17 protein-coding genes are annotated in these 18,691 nt (G+C 28.6%); all 17 read left to right on the forward strand.

Going from position 1 to position 18,691, the window contains the following annotated elements; genetic code table 11:
• Nucleotides 1-102 precede the first annotated feature (102 nt).
• The 17 genes from AACH12_RS00790 (at nucleotide 103) to AACH12_RS00870 (ending at nucleotide 18,662) form a co-directional block, all read left to right on the forward strand.
• On the forward strand, nucleotides 103-888 hold the full coding sequence (locus AACH12_RS00790) for a DUF4393 domain-containing protein (RefSeq protein ID WP_338536189.1): 786 nt from the start codon (nucleotides 103-105) through the stop codon (nucleotides 886-888).
• A 295-nt stretch (nucleotides 889-1,183) separates the two neighbouring features.
• Nucleotides 1,184-1,414 carry a hypothetical protein gene (locus tag AACH12_RS00795; RefSeq protein ID WP_338536190.1) on the forward strand — a complete coding sequence of 77 codons (231 nt, stop codon included), beginning with the start codon at nucleotides 1,184-1,186 and terminating at the stop codon, nucleotides 1,412-1,414.
• A gap of 476 nt (nucleotides 1,415-1,890) precedes the next feature.
• Nucleotides 1,891-2,430, forward strand: coding sequence for an STM3941 family protein (locus tag AACH12_RS00800; protein ID WP_338536191.1), 540 nt, complete (start codon nucleotides 1,891-1,893; stop codon nucleotides 2,428-2,430).
• 189 nt (nucleotides 2,431-2,619) lie between these two features.
• Nucleotides 2,620-3,405 (forward strand): endonuclease/exonuclease/phosphatase family protein, encoded by a 786-nt coding sequence (locus AACH12_RS00805; protein WP_338536192.1) that lies wholly within the window; start codon nucleotides 2,620-2,622, stop codon nucleotides 3,403-3,405.
• 160 nt (nucleotides 3,406-3,565) lie between these two features.
• Complete coding sequence (locus AACH12_RS00810; RefSeq protein ID WP_338536193.1) at nucleotides 3,566-4,516, forward strand: type 1 periplasmic-binding domain-containing protein; 951 nt, start codon at nucleotides 3,566-3,568, stop codon at nucleotides 4,514-4,516.
• Nucleotides 4,517-4,704: 188 nt separating this feature from the next.
• Nucleotides 4,705-5,259: a GNAT family N-acetyltransferase gene (locus tag AACH12_RS00815; protein ID WP_338534865.1), complete on the forward strand. Its 555-nt coding sequence runs from the start codon at nucleotides 4,705-4,707 to the stop codon at nucleotides 5,257-5,259.
• Nucleotides 5,260-5,981: 722 nt separating this feature from the next.
• Nucleotides 5,982-7,448 (forward strand): group II intron reverse transcriptase/maturase, encoded by a 1,467-nt coding sequence (gene ltrA / locus AACH12_RS00820; protein ID WP_338536194.1) that lies wholly within the window; start codon nucleotides 5,982-5,984, stop codon nucleotides 7,446-7,448.
• A gap of 138 nt (nucleotides 7,449-7,586) precedes the next feature.
• Complete coding sequence (locus AACH12_RS00825; protein ID WP_338536195.1) at nucleotides 7,587-9,152, forward strand: HNH endonuclease family protein; 1,566 nt, start codon at nucleotides 7,587-7,589, stop codon at nucleotides 9,150-9,152.
• 218 nt (nucleotides 9,153-9,370) lie between these two features.
• Nucleotides 9,371-11,014, forward strand: coding sequence for a restriction endonuclease (locus tag AACH12_RS00830; RefSeq protein ID WP_338536196.1), 1,644 nt, complete (start codon nucleotides 9,371-9,373; stop codon nucleotides 11,012-11,014).
• Nucleotides 11,015-11,182: 168 nt separating this feature from the next.
• Nucleotides 11,183-11,956 (forward strand): hypothetical protein, encoded by a 774-nt coding sequence (locus AACH12_RS00835; RefSeq protein WP_338534864.1) that lies wholly within the window; start codon nucleotides 11,183-11,185, stop codon nucleotides 11,954-11,956.
• A gap of 1,927 nt (nucleotides 11,957-13,883) precedes the next feature.
• Complete coding sequence (locus AACH12_RS00840; RefSeq protein WP_338536197.1) at nucleotides 13,884-14,321, forward strand: VOC family protein; 438 nt, start codon at nucleotides 13,884-13,886, stop codon at nucleotides 14,319-14,321.
• A gap of 276 nt (nucleotides 14,322-14,597) precedes the next feature.
• Complete coding sequence (locus AACH12_RS00845; protein WP_338534860.1) at nucleotides 14,598-15,164, forward strand: alpha/beta hydrolase family protein; 567 nt, start codon at nucleotides 14,598-14,600, stop codon at nucleotides 15,162-15,164.
• Between the two features lie 202 nt (nucleotides 15,165-15,366).
• Complete coding sequence (locus AACH12_RS00850) at nucleotides 15,367-16,116, forward strand: hypothetical protein (protein WP_338536198.1); 750 nt, start codon at nucleotides 15,367-15,369, stop codon at nucleotides 16,114-16,116.
• A gap of 201 nt (nucleotides 16,117-16,317) precedes the next feature.
• Complete coding sequence (locus AACH12_RS00855; protein WP_338536199.1) at nucleotides 16,318-16,485, forward strand: hypothetical protein; 168 nt, start codon at nucleotides 16,318-16,320, stop codon at nucleotides 16,483-16,485.
• 63 nt (nucleotides 16,486-16,548) lie between these two features.
• Entirely contained in the window at nucleotides 16,549-17,049 is a 501-nt protein-coding gene (locus tag AACH12_RS00860) for a hypothetical protein (protein ID WP_338536200.1), read from the forward strand.
• 241 nt (nucleotides 17,050-17,290) lie between these two features.
• Complete coding sequence (locus tag AACH12_RS00865; RefSeq protein ID WP_338536201.1) at nucleotides 17,291-17,653, forward strand: hypothetical protein; 363 nt, start codon at nucleotides 17,291-17,293, stop codon at nucleotides 17,651-17,653.
• 301 nt (nucleotides 17,654-17,954) lie between these two features.
• Complete coding sequence (locus tag AACH12_RS00870) at nucleotides 17,955-18,662, forward strand: 5'-methylthioadenosine/adenosylhomocysteine nucleosidase (protein ID WP_338536202.1); 708 nt, start codon at nucleotides 17,955-17,957, stop codon at nucleotides 18,660-18,662.
• The last annotated feature ends 29 nt before the right edge of the window (nucleotides 18,663-18,691 follow it).

The raw sequence follows: 18,691 nt of genomic DNA on the forward strand, positions 1-18,691 counted from the left end.
AACTTTAAAAGATAAAACGAAGCAAAGATTGGATACGACGGTAACTGCGGGAACGTTAGCATACATTAAATCTCAAATTTTTATTTGATGAAAGGAATATATATGAATACAATAATAACAAAAAAAGCAATTGATGAATCAGTAAAATTACTTCCACAAGTATATGAAGATATTGCACAACCAGCTTTTAAAGAAGTTGGAACAGTTGTAGGAAAATCAGTTAAGAGCTTGTTAGCTCCAGTACGTGGGTTACTTTGGGGTTGGGAAAAAATAGAAGAATTTATAGTAAATGATGTTGAAAAGAAATTGGAAAAAATATCATTAGAGAATAGAAAAAGTCCTGATCCTGAGATTGCTGTGCCTGCAATGCAAGCACTTACTTATACTGCTGACAACAAATATCTTAGAGAGATGTTTGTAAATTTACTTGCAAATTCAATGGATTTATCAAAAAATAAATTGGTACATCCATCATTCACAGAAATTATAAAGCAAATGAGTAGTTTGGATGCAAAAGTTTTAGAAAGAATTTCAAAAAATAAAGGAAATATTAGAGCAACAAATCCTGAAATTAGAATAGTAGGTTCAAATCAAGTATTTATTGATGCTACACCAAATTGGTTCTTAGGATGGACTTTTGAAGGATTTGATATTTTCGATATTTCAGCTAGTTTGGTTAGGCTAAGTAAATATGGATTAATTGAACTTATGTTTGATAGGACAGCAGGTAAAGATGGATATGAACAATTTACAGCAAATCATCTGATTTTAGATATATTAGATAAATATCAAACAGAGAACTTGGATAGAGAATTAGAAATATATGAAACTAAGAGTGTATTTTATATTAATGATTATGGAAAACAGTTTGTTAAAGTGTGTTTATAGTAATGAGAATTAACATCTGCTAACACGCCAATTTCCTTCATATCCTTGTGATTAAAGGAATTGACATTTGCTTGGAAATGAATTTTTAAATAATATATTGAAGCAAAGATGAGGATACGACGGAAACTGCGGGAACGTTAGCAGACACTAAAAACTAAGTCATTTAAAATCTTATTTATTAAATTGAGTTAATTTTTAATAAATAATAAATGATTTTTCGTTATAGTAGTAGAATTATTTATAATCCTAAAATTGCTAATTGGTCCTAGGGTTAAAATTAAAAGGAGTATTTTTTATGCCTAAGTTTTTAAGCAGAGAAGAAATTGATAAAATACTTGGAATAGATCCTAATGAAAGAAAGTTATCACAGGATGAAATAAAACTGTTGATAGAAGAATTAAAAAAAGTAGAAAAAGAATATGGAGTACCTCATGGTGGTCTAAGTGAAGAAATAATTAAAACCATAATGAAAAAAATGGGCTTTGAGGATGTAAAATTTTATGATTATAATGGAAATCCAATATAAAAAAGAACAAAATTTGTATCTAGATACTTACATTAAAAAAATACTATTTTAATTATATTAAAAAATGATTTTGATAAGAAAATTAATTTAAGTATTTGATATTTCATATAAACAAAAAAAGTAACAAATGGTAGCAAAAGTATACACCTTCCCTTTGAAATGTCGAAAAATTAAATTTATTTAATAGATATTTAAAATCAAAATCATTAAGAAGTTGTAATTGGAGTGCATTTATAAAAAAGCATTTAGTTGTTATCAACGTTTTAAGCATCTTCTAACACGCCAGTTCCCTTCATATCCTCGTGTTTAATGTGATTGTGATTTGCATAGATATAAGATAAAGAATAAATCGAAACAAATATAGGGATACGACGGAAACTGCGGGAACGTTAGCTGACATAAATTCTTTTAGTGCTTGTTCTAGTTTATTTGTATTAGAAATATAAAATTTTATAATAATTAGTGAGGTATTTGTTATGAACACGATTAGTATCAAGGAAAATAAAGATAAATTAATAGGTTTAGTATTTTCGGGAATTATAGGGACCTGTTTTAGTGTATTCAGTCTAATTATGGGAGTAGTTGGGAAAAACATATTACTTATTATAATTGGGATTATTGCAACATTATTTTTGGGAATTTGTGCGACCTATATTATTAGACGAAGTATTAAAACGATTTCGTCAGAACCTGCTGTGGAACTAATTAGGATAAGTGATGAAGGTATTTTTGATTTATCAAGTATGATAAGTACGGGACTAATAAGTTGGAGTGAAGTCAAATCGATAAGAATAGTAAGATGTTTTACTCAAAAATTTATTGGAATAGAAGTAAATAATGTTGAAAAATATTTAATGAGAATTTCATCAACAAAGCGAATGGTAGCGAAGTTGAATATGATGATGAAATTTCCACCAATTAATATATCAGTAAATACTTTTGATGTAAATATTGAAGAGCTTGCTAATACAATGAAAGACAGGCTGTTGAAGTATAATGACAAAAGTATATTATAGCTTAAATGGTTCAAGAATTAACGCCAGCTAACACGTCAATTCCCTTCATATCCCATTGTTTAAAGGGCTTGAGATTTGCTTGTATATGAATTTGAAGGAAAAATCGATATAAAAGTTAGGGATACGACGGTAACTGCGGGAACGTTAGCTAAAAGATTAATCCTGATTATGTAATAAAAAGAGGTCTTTATGAAAATAGCAACATATAATATTTGGAATAGTGAAAAAAATTATAGTGACAGAATGAAGCTACTAGTTGATTTGATAAAGAAAGAAAATATTGACCTGATTGCATTACAAGAAGTTAAAGATGAAGAGATAATAAAAAAGATAAAATATGAATGTAATTTTGAATACTCATATTGGAAAAAGTATTTTGATTGTGATGAAGGTTTAGCGATATTAAGTAAGTTTCCAATGAGTAACTTATGGACTAATTGGGATGATAGTGAAGATGTACATAATAGTGGGTTAATGTATGCCACTATTATTATTAAGCAATACAAAATAGGAATAATGAATGTTCATTTAGATTGGAAGAAAGTAAGGAATAGAGAAATTGAGATTGCTAAAGCTGTTAAGCATTTTGATTCGCAAGAAACGGATTATGCTATTTTACTTGGTGACTTTAATAGTAGTGACAATTCTTCAATATACAATTTTTTGAAAGGTGAATATTCATTAGACGAATTAAGTACTGATTGGACTGATTTAGCTAAAGCTTATTCATATAGGAAAGGTAAAGAAGTAGATTATACTTTGGATTTTTGTAACAACCCAAGATGGGAAGATGAATATACTTTTTCAATACCTGAAAGAGTTGACTGGATATTAATGAAGGAACCATATCCAAAGATATCTCCAAAATTAGAGGAGTATCAATTGTTAGGTAAAGAAAGAATAAATAAAATGACACCAAGTGATCATTATGGAGTATTGGTTGAATTGAAGTTTGATGTAGAGCGACCGGATTAATCCATCAGCTAACACGCCAATTCCCTTCATATCCCTCGAATTTAAAGTGATTGAGATTTACATATATATGAACTTGAAAAATAAAAAGAAACAAAAATAGGGATACGACGGAAATTGCGGGAACGTTATATGAAAAAATCATTGAAATATTGGAGGTAATATGAAGAATACAAGTTTATTGGAGACGTGGATAAAAGATTTTACAAAGGGCCAAAAATATCCTACTTATACAAACCATTGTGAAAAATTTTTATATTATATTAAAACTCTTGGAAAAGAAAATAGACCAAATGAAATAGATAAAAATGATATCATAGGATCGGTAGTATTTTATAATAACTTGGGCAAAATAAACACGACAAATACAATGGCAATACATTTGGAAGCAATAAAAGCTTTTTATGACAAAATACATAGAGAGGGAAAAACAGATAATATATTTAATGATATTGCAGGATATGAATTGTTTAAAGATGAAATATCAGAAAAATTAAATTTGAATAATTCAACGGAACGTGAATATTTGCCAGAACATATTATTATAAAACTATTAGAATATTTTGAAAAAAATTATAATAGTAATGATATTGATTTACATATGATAAAACTATATACAAAAATTACACTTCTAGCACCAGCTAAAAGAAAAGTTATAGCGGAATTAAAATTTGCTGATTTTGATAATGATTTCCGAAGTGTAACGATAAACGAAGTTAAAATATTAATTTCAAATTCATTAAGAAGAGATATTTTATCTGCACTTAAATTATCAGAAAAAAAATATTTGGATAGTACAAGATTTTTCGAACACATATATGACAGGAAGTATAATCATAATGTATTTAACAAACCATTGTATAAAGTTTTAAAAGAAATTGAATATGATATTTCAGAAAAAAAAAGTAAAACATTTTCAGTCGAAAAATTGATGAATACAGCAATTGTTACTATGATAATAAATAATACTAATCCTATACTAATAGCTAAAATTAACGATTCAACATTGGGAACCATAGAAGAAAAAATAAAAAAATATGGGATTGAAGTTGGTAATTACAGTCATTTAATAAATGAATCAACTGCACAAGCATATTATTATAAATACATTTAATTGCTACAACCATGATTTCATCATATAACACACCAGTTCCCTTCATATCCTTTGCGACTAAAGAGATATCGAGTTACTTGGATAAGAATTTTAAAGAATAAAATGAAGCAAAGATAGGATACGACGGTAACTGTGGGAACGTTAAGCGCAAGCATGTCACTGTATTATGAATAAAAGAAGGTGAGTTTATGTTTAAAGTATTAAATTACAAAGATTTTAATCAAGAATTAGTTGAACAACTAATGGAATTTACTTATAAAGAATCTACATATGAAATATTTGAAGATTCCTATTTAAGTAAAATTGATAAAGAAAATGAATATGAGAAAAAGAAAGCGCATGAAAAATTTAAATCTGATTATTATAATTTCATTGAATCGTTTATGTCATCTCCAAATGACTCACAGTTTATTGCAGTTATAGATAAAGATAATAAATATGTAAGTGGAGTAAGAGCAATAAAGATGAGTGAATTAATATGGTTTGAAGAAGCTTTAGAAACAGCAGTTGATTATAGAAATTGTGGTTACAGTACAACTTTAATTAAAGGATTGATTAGACATCTTGAAGGTGAAAAATGTGAGATTATAATTGCTCATGTAAGCAAATTTAATATTGAGTCTATAAATTTACATAAAAAACTTGGATTTGAGTTGACATCAAAAAAAGTGATTGATGAAAATAACAAATATTGTCCAAATCAGCTTCAATTCGAGTATAAAATAAAAAGGAAATTAAGTTGAAGTCGTGAAATGCCAGCGCATAACACGTCAGTATCCTTCATATCCTTGAGGTTGAGAAGATTGTGATTTGCTTAGATATGAATTTAAAAGATAAAATGAAGTAAATGTAGGATACGACGGAAACTGCGGGAACGTTAGGTAACAGTGCGACCAGGGTCTGAAATAAAGACCAAAAGTTACATCTTAAGCTGCTTAAGTTGAAAGACTTTTTAGCTACTCTATCCATTTGGAGTAATCCTACCTATAGGTGCGCCATCAGTAATGAAGGGGTTCTAAGCTATGGGAACAATGTGAGAAATCTGCTAGCCTAAAGTGGATTAATTGCTAGGATAAATATATATCTATGATTAAATTAAATGAATTATTGTAAGCCTCGTTAAACGTGCTCAGAGAAATAAGGCTGAAACTCTGTAACCAAAAGGTATGAGCTGTAGTTGAGTAAGTTGTTGTATTGCTTAACAAATGGATAAAAGCTCCGGGGTAAAGATAGAATCTAAGGATATATGAATTGGTTAAGGTGTAGAACTGAGTAAGGCCACTAATTCCTTAAATAATTAAGGTAGGTTTTCTGCAAAGAAAACACAATATTACTGGTTATGGGAAAGCTAAAGGAAGCGAATGTTACTTTGTAATGAAGTAGATAGAGGTTCAAAATTTGCCTTAATTCGAGAGAATGCAGACTTTTAGTAGGTTGTTTATAGCGATGAAAGGAAAGAAACTTTATGAATATAGGAAAGCCAAAAAGAGCTTGTACTCGGGCATCTATAGATTACACAAATCAATGGAAAAGTATAGACTGGAACATTGTAAAAACTGTAATTAATAAACTTCAATCAAGGATAGCTAAAGCAGTATCGGAGAATAGAATAAACCTAGTAAAGAAATTACAGTATCTTTTAGCAAAATCATATTATGCAAAACTACTAGCAGTAAAGAGGGTTACCAGCAATAAAGGTAAACGAACATTTGGAATTGATAAGAAACTGTGGTCAACAGAATCACTTAAGTACGAAAATGCATTAAAGTTGACAAATAAAGGTTATAAATCAAAACCACTTAGACGAATTTATATTGATAAAGATAAAGGGAAAAAGAAAAGACCGCTAGGAATTCCTACAATGTATGATAGAGCAATGCAAGCATTATATTTACAAACACTTGATCCCGTATCAGAAACTATTTTAGATAAAAGAAGTTTTGGATTCAGACTATATAGAAGTACAAAAGATGCATATGCATATTTATTTAAATGTTTAGGAACTAAGCATTCGGTAGAGTGGGTACTTGAAGGTGATATAAAAGGATGTTTTGATAATATATCACATGAATGGATAAAAAGAAATATCTTAATGGATAAAAGAGTATTAAAACAATTTATAAAAGCTGGATATGTACTAAATAATAAGCTTTATAAAACAAAATCAGGAACACCACAAGGCGGTATAATATCACCAACACTAGCAAATTTAACACTTAATAGAATGAGTAAAATGTTGCAAGAAAAGTATTGGAAAAATAGTGTTGGAACAATAGACCGACAATATAATAAGTTGAAGGTAAATATAGTAATATATGCAGATGATTTTGTAGTAACAGCAAGAGATAAAGAAACACTTGTTGAAATAAAAGAACTTATATCAAATTTCTTACAAAAACGAGGTTTAGAGTTATCAAAAGAGAAAACAATAATAACACATATAAAAGAAGGATTCGATTTTTTAGGATGGAACTTCAGAAAGTTTAAAGATAAATTGATAATAAAACCATCAAATAAATCATTAAGAAAAGTGCTAAAAAACATAAAAAATACAATAAAGAAAAATCTAATGCAAAAGCAGGATATATTGATAAGTCGCCTAAATCAAATAATAACAGGATGGTGCAATTATCATAAACATGCATGTTCAAAGAAAATATTTCAAACATTAGATAAGGAAATATTTGAAAGCTTATGGAATTGGTGCAAAAGAAGACATCCAACGAAATCGAAGAACTGGCGAAAGAAGAAATATTTTTCAGAAATCAAATCAAGAGATTGGATATTTAAAACTGAAAATAAAATTCTAAAATTTGCAACAGACTTCAAAATAAAAAGACATGTGTTAATAAAGTTTGATGCAAATCCTTATTTAAATGAATATAAGGATTATTATTTGAAGAGAAACTTGCTAAACAGTAGACTTGTTTAGTTATAAATAGCTTGAGCCGTATGACGTGAAAGTGTCACGTACGGTTCTTAGGGGAGAACGGGAGAGTAATCTCCCTGACTTACCTGACTTAAAATACTAGTTAGAGGTAATTAATTAAAAAGTATATAGGAGGAAAATATGAAAACAGTAACATTAGATGCTTTAATATTAAGAGAAGATTTTGAAATCACATCATCTGTAGGGAGCAGTGGAAACACAAGAAATAAAGCAACACTTTCAATTGAGGATATTAAATATGATTCTTTCTTTTTTGCAGCCTTAAGAAAACCAATATTTCAAAGAGAAACAAATGAATGGGATAAAAATAAAGTTTTTTCTATGATAGAAAGTTTCATTAATAGCGATTTAATACCAGCATTAATATTATGGAGAAATTCAGGAGGGTACATATTTGTAATTGATGGTGCACATAGACTTAGTAGTCTTGGTGCTTGGATTAATGATGATTATGGTGATGGAGAAATTTCATTAAAATATTATGGAAATGTAATATCACCTGAGCAGAAAAAGGTCGCTGAAACTACTCGTGAAATTGTTAATGAAAAAATTGGTTCTTTTAAAGAAATTTGGGCAATAAGCCGTGATATAACTTCTACAAAAGACGTTAAAAAACAAGAAATGGCTAAAAATTTAGGAGCATTAGCCGTTCAATTACAATGGGTAGAAGGAGATGCAATAAAAGCTGAAGATTCGTTTTTGAAAATTAATCAATCAGCAACTAAAATAAGTGATGCAGAATTAGATTTGATAATGAATAGAGAAAAAGCATATGCAATTTCTGCAAGAGCGATAGTAAGAGCTGGCAAAGGATATCAGTATTGGTCTAATTTTAATGAAGATGTTCAAATGGAAATTGTAAATTACTCAAAAAAAATTCATAATATTATGTTTGGAGAAAATAAATATAATAGAGATGATATAAATTCATATACCATTGCAGGAATTCAGTCATCAAGTATGACACTAGATGTTGTTACTCAAACTGTAAAAATATGCAATGGTGTTTATAATAAACAAGGAGCAACAGAAGGTAATGAAAAGAACGTTGTAAATAGCCTTAAAAACACTTTGAAAATATTGGAATATATCAATTCTAATAAGCCATTTTCATTAGGAATACATCCTTATGTATTTTTCTATTCTGATATAGGAAAACATAAAGTTGGATCGTATTATGGATTCTTAATGTTTACGAAAGAATTAGTTGAAAAAAAGAAATTAGATAAATTTACAAGAAATAGAGAGAAATTTGAACAAACAATATATAAATATAGTTTTTTGATTCAACAAATAATTCGAAAAAAGAGACAATCAAAGAAAGCTTATTCTACTATAAGAGATTATTTTAATGAATTACTGGATATTATAGATAAAAATGAGAATATAAGTATAGATGAAATAGTTACAAATATAAAAAACCATACAGACTTTAATTATCTTCAAATGGATATAATAGATACACAAAGAGTATCCGTTAAAAGTAATTTTTCAAGAGGCAAAAAACAACAAATAAAATTACAATCATATATAAAATCGTTACCAAAATGTTCTATTTGTGGTGGTTACTTGAGTACTACATCAATGTCAGTTGACCATATCATTAGAAAAGAAGATGGTGGTAATAACTCGCGAGAAAATGCTCAATTAACCCATTTATATTGTAATACAACATATAAGAATTAATCACCATATTTTAAAGACGTATAACACGACAATTTCCTTCATATCCCTAGTATTTAAAGAGATTGAGATTTACATATATATATATGAACTTAAAAAAATAAATCGAAACAAAGATAGAGATACGACGGAAATTGCGGGAACGTTATATGAAAAAAATTAAAAAGGTTCATGTGTGTTTAAAATGAATAAAATTATAAAAGTAGAAATGAGGTAAAAAAATGAGTAAAAATTATATAAAGATTGAAAGTACAAAAGAATATTATAAAAACGGAAATATTAAAGCGTATCAATCTTTAATGACGCATGTAAAACTTGGTAAAACGGTTAAAGTAAGAAATAAAGATCATTCAATATATATTGAGAAATATAATTTAGCAATAAGTCAACTTACCGAAGAGTGGAGAGCTCAAAAGCAGAATGAAGATGTAGAGGAGTTTATTGCATCATCAAGTAAATTACATATTAAAGTAAGTGAAAATGAAAAATTTGATTATAAAAAAATATATGAACGTAAAGTGTTAAAAGAGATTGGAAGTCGCCCGAGTAGACCAAGTTTTATAAAAGTTCCTAAATTATTAGAAAAACCAAATAAAGAGTCGGAGAAATATATTGTAAATATCAAATGGTATCATAAGCTTTTTGGTTTGACAAACCAAGTGATAAATAAAATTGAAAAAATATATGAAAATGATTTGGAATTATATAATAGTTCACATTCAGAAAAACAGAAAATTGAAAATATAAATAAATATAAGTTAAAAGAATATAATGACTTGTTAGATGAATATAATAAAGAAATTGAATCTGATATGAATTACTATAATAAATTATTTGAAGATTATTCTAATTTAGATGACAATTTAAAAATAAAAGCATATTTTGAAAAAGTTATAAAGAATTTTTCTTTATGTTTTTCAATAATTGAATTTAAACATTTGAATTTAGAATATAATTTTGAAGATAGATCTTTAGTTGTCGATTTTCTACTACCACAAGAATCATATTTTCCTAAGGCTAAAGCATATAAATACGTTAAATCTAGAAATGAAATAAATGAAATACAATTTAAAGAAAAAGAACGCAATGAATTAATTAAAGATACTTATTACAGTATGTACTTAGCGATTGCATATGAAATATATAATTTTGATATTAGTAATAAAGTTAGTGATATCATACTAAATGGATTTTATAAAGGTATAGATAAAAGAACGGGTAAAGAATTTGAAGTATGTATAATGTCATCTAAGATACCTTATGAAGAATTCAAGGATATAGATTTTAAAAATATTAATCCTAGAGATACGTTTAAGTATTTTAAAGGAAGAGGTACACCTGATGTTAATAACATAACTCAAATTGAACCTATAAGATTTTCTGACAAAAGTAAATTTAAAATTATTAATAGTGATTCAGTATTAGATAGTTTGTCAGCAGAATCTAATTTAGCTGCTATGGATTGGCAAGATTTCGAGGTGATAATTAGAGATGTGTTTGAATTAGAATTTAGGGAACAAGATATTGAAATTAAAAATACTCAACAATCAAATGATGGAGGAATTGACGTAGTAGCGTTCAATAAAAACCCTTATACAGGTGGTGTAATATTATTACAAGCGAAAAGATATACTAATATAGTTACTCCTGAACCAGTAAGGGCATTAAAGGGTTCAATGGATGAACATAAAGCTATTAGAGGAATACTAGTAACGACTTCAGATTTTGGTAATAGTTCAAGGGAATTTGCTAATGCACATAATATTACATTGATTAATGGAGATCAATTAGTCGATTTATTCAGTAGCCACGGATTTAATTTTCATATAAATCTGGAACAAGCTAAAATATTGAATTGTAAATAATTTTCATCATATAACACGCAATTTTCTTCATATCCCTCGTGTATAAAGAGATTTCGATTAAAATATATATAAACATAAAAAATAAAACGAAACAAATGTAGGGATACGACGGAAATTGCGGGAACGTTATGTGAAATTAATTACTTGATATGATAGGAGAAAATATAAATGGACGATAAAGGTACAAACTTTGAAGTTATAAAATCTAAAAATATTTTTGATGCAATGAATGATAGAATAGCATCATTTATGGAAAGCAAAGATAGCTTGATAGATGAAGATTTATTAGAAGGATTTAGTGATGCCTTTAAAATTGTTAAATTACTAAATAATGGTCGTAATTATATAGTAAAAAAGAGATTAGCACATTTTTTGAAGGGATTTAATGCATGTAATGAGCCAACTGAGAAACAACTTAATAGGTTATATGATTACATAAAAGATGAGAAAAGAGCAGAATATGTGACTGATAGTGTGAATAAAGCAATAAATTCCAATTCAACTAAATCATCGTTTTTAATTGGTTTGATATTTAATAGGAGAATAAACTCTGACGAAGAGTTTGATTATAAGGATTTGATATGTATAAATGCACTACAATCATTTAATGATTTTGACATTGATAACTTAATAATTATTAAGAATTATTTTTACTATTATAGGGATATTAGAAGACGTAATAGTAAAATAGTTTGGTTTGATTTGTATAGAGGTTTTAAGAATTATTGCAAAGAGAAAGAAATTAATGTGGATAATAGTTTAGAGCTAACAGCAGAAAAATGTATTGCGTATCAAATTGTAATTCGTAGTATAGAAGCTGAAATCGATATTGATGATGATAGTCCAGGTGATGCTAGCGTAAATACTGATGAAAGTATAAAATTCAGCGGTGCTGGGATTTATTTATTGGAGCATTTGAATTATTTAGAATCAATTCAGTAATTCGTAATTAACTGCACATAACACGACAATTTCCTTCATATCCCTTGTGTTTAAAGTGATTACGCTTTACATATATATGAACTTAAAGAATAAAACGAAGCAAAGATAGGGATACGACGGAAATTGCGGGAACGTTATCGGAAAGAACTACATTATATTATGCATCAAAAAATATAGTTGTTTTATATTGATATAGAAGTAAAGAATAATTCAGATGCGACGCGCCATTTTGCATTTAAGAAAGTGGAGCAAATGTTCGCGAAAGATATTCTGGTTTTAGTTGAAGGTTTTAAATGCGACGCGCCACTTAGTAATTAAGAAAGTAGAGTAATTGTTCGCGAAAGATGTTTTGATTTGAGTTTAAAGTTTTAAATGCGACGCGCTATTTTGCATTTAAGAAAGTGGATCAAATGCTCACGAAAGATATTTTGATTTGGGCTTAAGGTTTTAAATGCGACGCGCTAACTTTGTATCAAGAAAGTGAAATAATTGCTCGCGAAAAATATCTTGTTAGAGCGAATGTTTTAAATGATTGAAAAAATTAATGTGTTGTCAAAACATGCAGTACCTACCGATAACACGCCAGTTCCCTTCATATCCTTTGTGATTAAAGAGATGTTGAGTTACTAGGATAGGAACTTTAAAAAATAAAACGAAGCAAAGATTGGATACGACGGTAACTGCGGGAACGTTATCGGAAAGAACTACATTAGATTATGCATCAAAAAATATAATTGTTTTATATTGATATAGAAGTAAAGAATAATTCAGATGCGACGCGCCACTTAGTAATTAAGAAAGTAGAGTAATTGTTCGCGAAAGATGTTTAGGTTTTAGTTGAAGGTTTTAAATGCGACGCGCCATTTTGTATTTAAGAAAGTGGAGCAAATGCTCACGAAAGATATTTTGGTTTGGGTTGAAGGTTTTAAATGCGACGCGCCACTTAGTATTTAAGAAAGTAGAGCAAATGTTCGCGAAAGTTGTTTTGATTTGAGTTGAAGGTTTTAGATGCGACGCGTCAACTTTGTATTTAGAAAGTGAAGTAATTGCTCGCGAAAAATATCTTGTTAGAGCGAATGTTTTAAATGATTGAAAAATTAATGTGTTGTCAAAACATGCAGTACCTACCGATAACACGCTAGTTCCCTTCATATCCCTAGTGATTAAAGAGATATCAAATTGCTTGGATATTGATTTTAAAAAACGAATCGAAGCAAAGAGGGGACACGACGGAAACTGCGGGAACGTTATGTGACAGAACTACATTAGAGTATGCATCAAAAAATATAATTGTTTTATATTGATATAGAAGTAAAGAATAATTCAGATGCGACGCGCCATTTTGCATTTTAGAAAGTGGAGCAAATGTTCGCGAAAAATATTCTGGTTTGAGTTGAAGGTTTTAAATGCGACGCGCTACTTTGTAATTAGGAAAGTAGAGTAATTGTTCGCGAAAGATGTTTTGGTTTTAATTGAAGGTTTTAAATGCGACGCGCTAACTTTGTATTTAGAAAGCGGAGCAATTGTTCGCGAAAGACAATTTGGTTTTGGTTGAAGGTTTTAAATGCGACGCGTAACTTTTGCAGTTAGAAAGTGGAGTAAATGTTCACGAAAGATATTTAGTCTTGAGCTGAGGGTTTTAGATGCGACGCGTCAACTTTGTATTTAGAAAGTGAAGTAATTGCTCGCGAAAAATATCTTATTAGAGCGAATGTTTATAAAGAATTGAAAAAAATAAATTGTTGTTAAAACATGTAGTACCGGCACATAACACGCCAGTTCCCTTCATATCCTCGTGTTTAATGTGATTGTGATTTGCATAGATATAAGATTAAAGAATAAAACAAAACAAATGTAGGGATACGACGGAAACTGCGGGAACGTTATGTGACAGAATATACTTGATAAATATGTAAGGAGAGGTAAAATGTTGAAATTAGGTTCTACTTATTTAAAAACGAAAAACATGGAAAAATCAATTAAGTTTTATAGTACGTTATTAAATATGAAGCCGTCATCGCAAAATTATGATAGATGGGCTCAATTCGATTTTGGCGGACAATGTATTGCATTATTTAATCCTGATTATGACGATAGGAGAATTTCAAGTGATGAAAATCTTGAAGGTGTTTATAGTCAAAATTATATAGAATATATAAGGCATGAGAATATTAAATATGGAAATAATATGGTCTTGAATTTCTACATAGAAGATTTAAAAGAAGAATATGAACGATTACAGACGTTAAATATTGGGGAAATTACACAAATAATGTATATGAATATTGCTATGCCATATTACTCATTTGTATTAATAGATCCAGATGGTAATGAGATAGAAATAGCAGGAGAATATAAGGAATAATCGTAGATTCCCTCACATAACACACCAGTTCCCTTCATATCCTCGTGTTTAAAGAGAATGAGGTTTGTAGAGATAAGAATTTTTAAAAATAAAACGAAGCAAAGATAGGGATACGACGGAAACTGTGGGAACGTTAGCTTACAGTCTAACAAAGTAGAATATAATTCAAAAACTTTGTGTGGATTTATATTTATATTAGGCATCAAAGGAGTAAAATATATATGGAATTTATAGAGATAAAATCAAATTGGGGGTGTAAAAATAAAAAATGAATTGATGATACAAGATAAAGATACCTTGGTGGTTTTATTACCTGGTGGCACTTATACAACATTTGCTCCACTTTTATATTATTCATATAACGTATCAGTTCAATCTGGATATGATGTTTTAGCTATTGAATACGGTTTTCAAAGAATTGATAAAAAAGTTGAATTTAATAATGATACATATTTGCTTTTAATAAAAGAAGTTAAAGAAGCTGTAAGAAAAGCTTTAGATAAAAAAGAGTATAAGCATCTAATCTTTATTGGAAAATGTCTTGGGACTTATATTCAAAATGTAATTAGAAAAGAGTTTGAAAAATATAATCAAAAACATATTTTTTTGACTCCGTGGGCTGAATGTGTAGAAGGTATAAATAAGACGGATAGTATGGTTATAGTTGGAACTAATGATGAAGGTTTTAAACAAGAGCATATTGATATGATTTCTAATAATAAAAATGTGAATTTAAAAATTATTGAAGGTGCTAATCACGATTTAGAAAAGGACGATTATGTTGATAGCCTAGAGCTACTTTTAAATATTAGTAATTATATATACAAGTTTATTAATAAGTAGTTTGGTTTAATTATAATTAAAAGTGAATGCTCACGACCATCAGCTAACACGCCAATTCCCTTCATATCCCAGTGTTTAAAGAGATTGTGATTAAATTGGATTTGAATTTAAAGAGTAAATCGAAACAAAGATAGGGATACGACGGAAATTGCGGGAACGTTAGGCAAACTAGATTTGAAAAAATTGGAGGTGAAATGGAAATATGATTTCTTCAAATGAAAGTGAAAAGAAACCAACATTAACAAATAAAAAATTGGAATTACAAAATGGAATAGAATTTAATAATAATAATAAAGAAAGAATTATAGATACTATAAATCCAAAGTTAATTGCGTTATCGTTAGCATTATCAACAATTGGTATTTACTTGTTTTTTATAAGTACTTTTTTTAATGAGATAGCTTTTACATTTATTGGTCCTTTTATAATTACAATAATTCTTATTATAATAGGATTAATTGGTATGTTGATTACGGATAAAATAGCAACGTTTAATGATTATAAAAATAGAGAACTATTAGTAACTATTTATTTGGATATTGTACTAGTTTTAGGCTTATCAATAATTATTGTGTCTTTTTATTTTGCTTATATAGTTACAATTAGAAGTATTGGAGAAAATGAAATTATTAATAGAGCTTTTTTCATTTCTATATTAGGATATCGATTTGCAAGTAAAATAATGAAGAGATTGTATAGTAAGTTTAATATTAAAACTAATAGATCGCCATTATCGTTAGAGAAAAATATAAAATTTGAGAAAGTTGCTTTATATTTTGTTGCATTAGTAATTCTTATAATATCTTATGTACCATCTATTGTTATAGGAATTGATGAATTTGAATTTAATGGTGTATCGATATCGTTGTCAGCTATAGAATCAGTGGTACTACCTGCAGTATTAATTAATTTAAGCATCGATCAATTTAAAGATACAGTATTAAAATTATGATTTTGTTGAAAATCAAATCTAAATCGCCTAACACGATGATTAGTGACATTCAGTTCTATGATTAGAGTATGGATGAAGATTTGCATAAGTAAGAGATTTATAGAGAGTTAAGAATTAACAGGAATGTCGCGAATCATTGGAACGTTATATGAAATTCAAAATCGGAGTTAAAAGTAGTTTAGGCGTTAGGAGGGATTACCAATGTACGAAGAAAAATGGCGAGAAACGATTATTGATCCTAATGCTATTGAGTTGCCAGATTTCATTCAGGTGAAAGAGGTATTAGGTTATCCGTACGCTGCTAATGATGTATTTAATATAAGATGCATAGTTGATGGTATAGGTAAAGACTGCGTACTTAAGTATTAGCGACATGTAGAAGCCGATTTCGAAAGGGAACTTTACATTATTGAGAAAATAAAAAATACTGAAGTGAAAGTCCCGCATATCATTTATTCAGGAAATTATGAAGGAAAAAAATTTTTAATTACAGAATATAATGATGGTTTACGCTTATCGAAGTTACTTAGAGCCCTTGATAAACAACATTCGATAGTTGTATCAAAGAAGTATCTTCGGGAATTTGGCATTACATTAGGTAAGATACATAAATTGAAGGTAGATGGAATAATCACTAGAGAAAGAAGGTTTCATAAACCACTTGAAGATTATGAGTGCGAATTTGATATAGCATGGGCGATCATTGTACGACCAAGTCAAGAATTCTTAAAGACCGATGAAGAGAGAACTTCATTTCTTGATGGATATATGAGTCAAAATAACTATAGTGTTGAGAGTGTAAGGTACTGCATGATTATGATTTATCAGCATTTCAGGAAGTTAGGGAATGCGATTGCTGATTTTGATTATGTAAACTTTGTTGAAAAAGAGATTTACAGATTAATCAATATAGGGATAACGCATCTCGGTTGAAGAAACATCATCTGTAGTGAGAAACTAACATTTTATTATTAACTATGTTTATAAATGACGCTTTAATATCAAGAACTGTTATTTGTCTTGTATTTAGTTCAATAGTAAAACCTAAAAACTAGTTAGGGGGTAATTTGAAGAATAAAAATAAAATTGAAATCAGAGAAATGAGAAGTGAATATCAAAAGTTCATAAGAGAGATGCTATATCAGGCTATTTATGTAAAAAAAAGGTGAGATTAATGTTAGATTTTATATCAATGATAGTTGGTGTTATTAGTATTGGAATAACTATAGGTAGTGATATTAAAGCATACACTGTTGGAGTTTATAATCCGTATCTTTTTAGAATGAGAATGGACTATGAATGGAAGAAGCTTAATGTAATCAGTTATTTTGGTTTTTCTATTCCTATATTTATTATCCAAGATATTTTCTATAAATTTGTATATATTGCCATACTATCTTTCTCAATGATTGTAAGTAGGATTATATTGAATTATAAGTGCTACAAATTAGATCTAGATAGGAGAATATTGTTTGAAACCTTTATATTTAGCGTTATTTTTATTACAATTATTATGATATTTTATACTCTAATATAAAGTTTGTATGAGGTGAAGTTAATGGAGAATTTTCAAATTATAGTTAATATACTATTTACAATTGTTGTAAGTTTGTTATTTGTTGGAATCTGGATGCGCGTTGCTAATAAAATTGGAAAAGTACTAGGAATCAGCAAATTTATAATGTGGATTGCCAGTAAATTAAAAACTTTCATCAGCTAACATGTCCCTTATAAAAAGACGCCTTTGAGGCATCTGGAATTTTAATTAGAGGTCGCCTATCGGGAACGTTAAAAGAAACGGTTTTATAGAAATATTTAATATTCACAAGGAGTAAATTATGGTTACTGTTGGAATAATTGGAGCAATGCAACTAGAAATTGATGCATTGATAAGTAAGTTAGAGTACGTGGAAGAAAAAATATCTGCTAGGAACAAATACTATGTTGGGAAATTGAATGATATTAATGTGGTGATAACAAGTAGTGGAGTAGGAAAAGTTAATGCTGCATCTTGCACTCAAATACTTATAAGTGAGTATAAAGCTGGATATATTATTAATACTGGAATTGCTGGAAGTATGAATGATAAAGTTCGAATTAGTGATATTGTAATTTCAAGTGATGTTGTTCATCATGATGTTAGACAGGAACAACTATTGAGATGTCATCCATATGAAGAAGTGTTTAAGTCTGATGAATTATTGATGAAATTAGCTATTGAAACAGTGAAAGAGCAAAAAGGATTTAAACAGAATTATCATATTGGAAGAATTGCTAGTGGTGAGGGATTCATAAGCTCAAATGTTGAAAAGGAAACAATACAGAATTTATTAAATCCTTTATGTGTCGAAATGGAAGGTTCTGCAATTGGTCATGTGTCATTTATGAATGATATTCCATTTGTAGTTATCAGATCTATATCAGATAATGCAGACGATAAATCAACAATAAACTATGAAGAGTATGAACTACAGACTGCAAAACAATCTGCAGAAAGTGTGTATAAAATGATTGCAAAAATAAGGATATATCGGGAATTGCAGTAACATTATATAAAAGTATTTTATTCGGAATT

The sequence above is a fragment of the Helicovermis profundi genome, assembly GCF_033097505.1.
Lineage (GTDB): Bacteria > Bacillota > Clostridia > Peptostreptococcales > Acidaminobacteraceae > Helicovermis > Helicovermis profundi.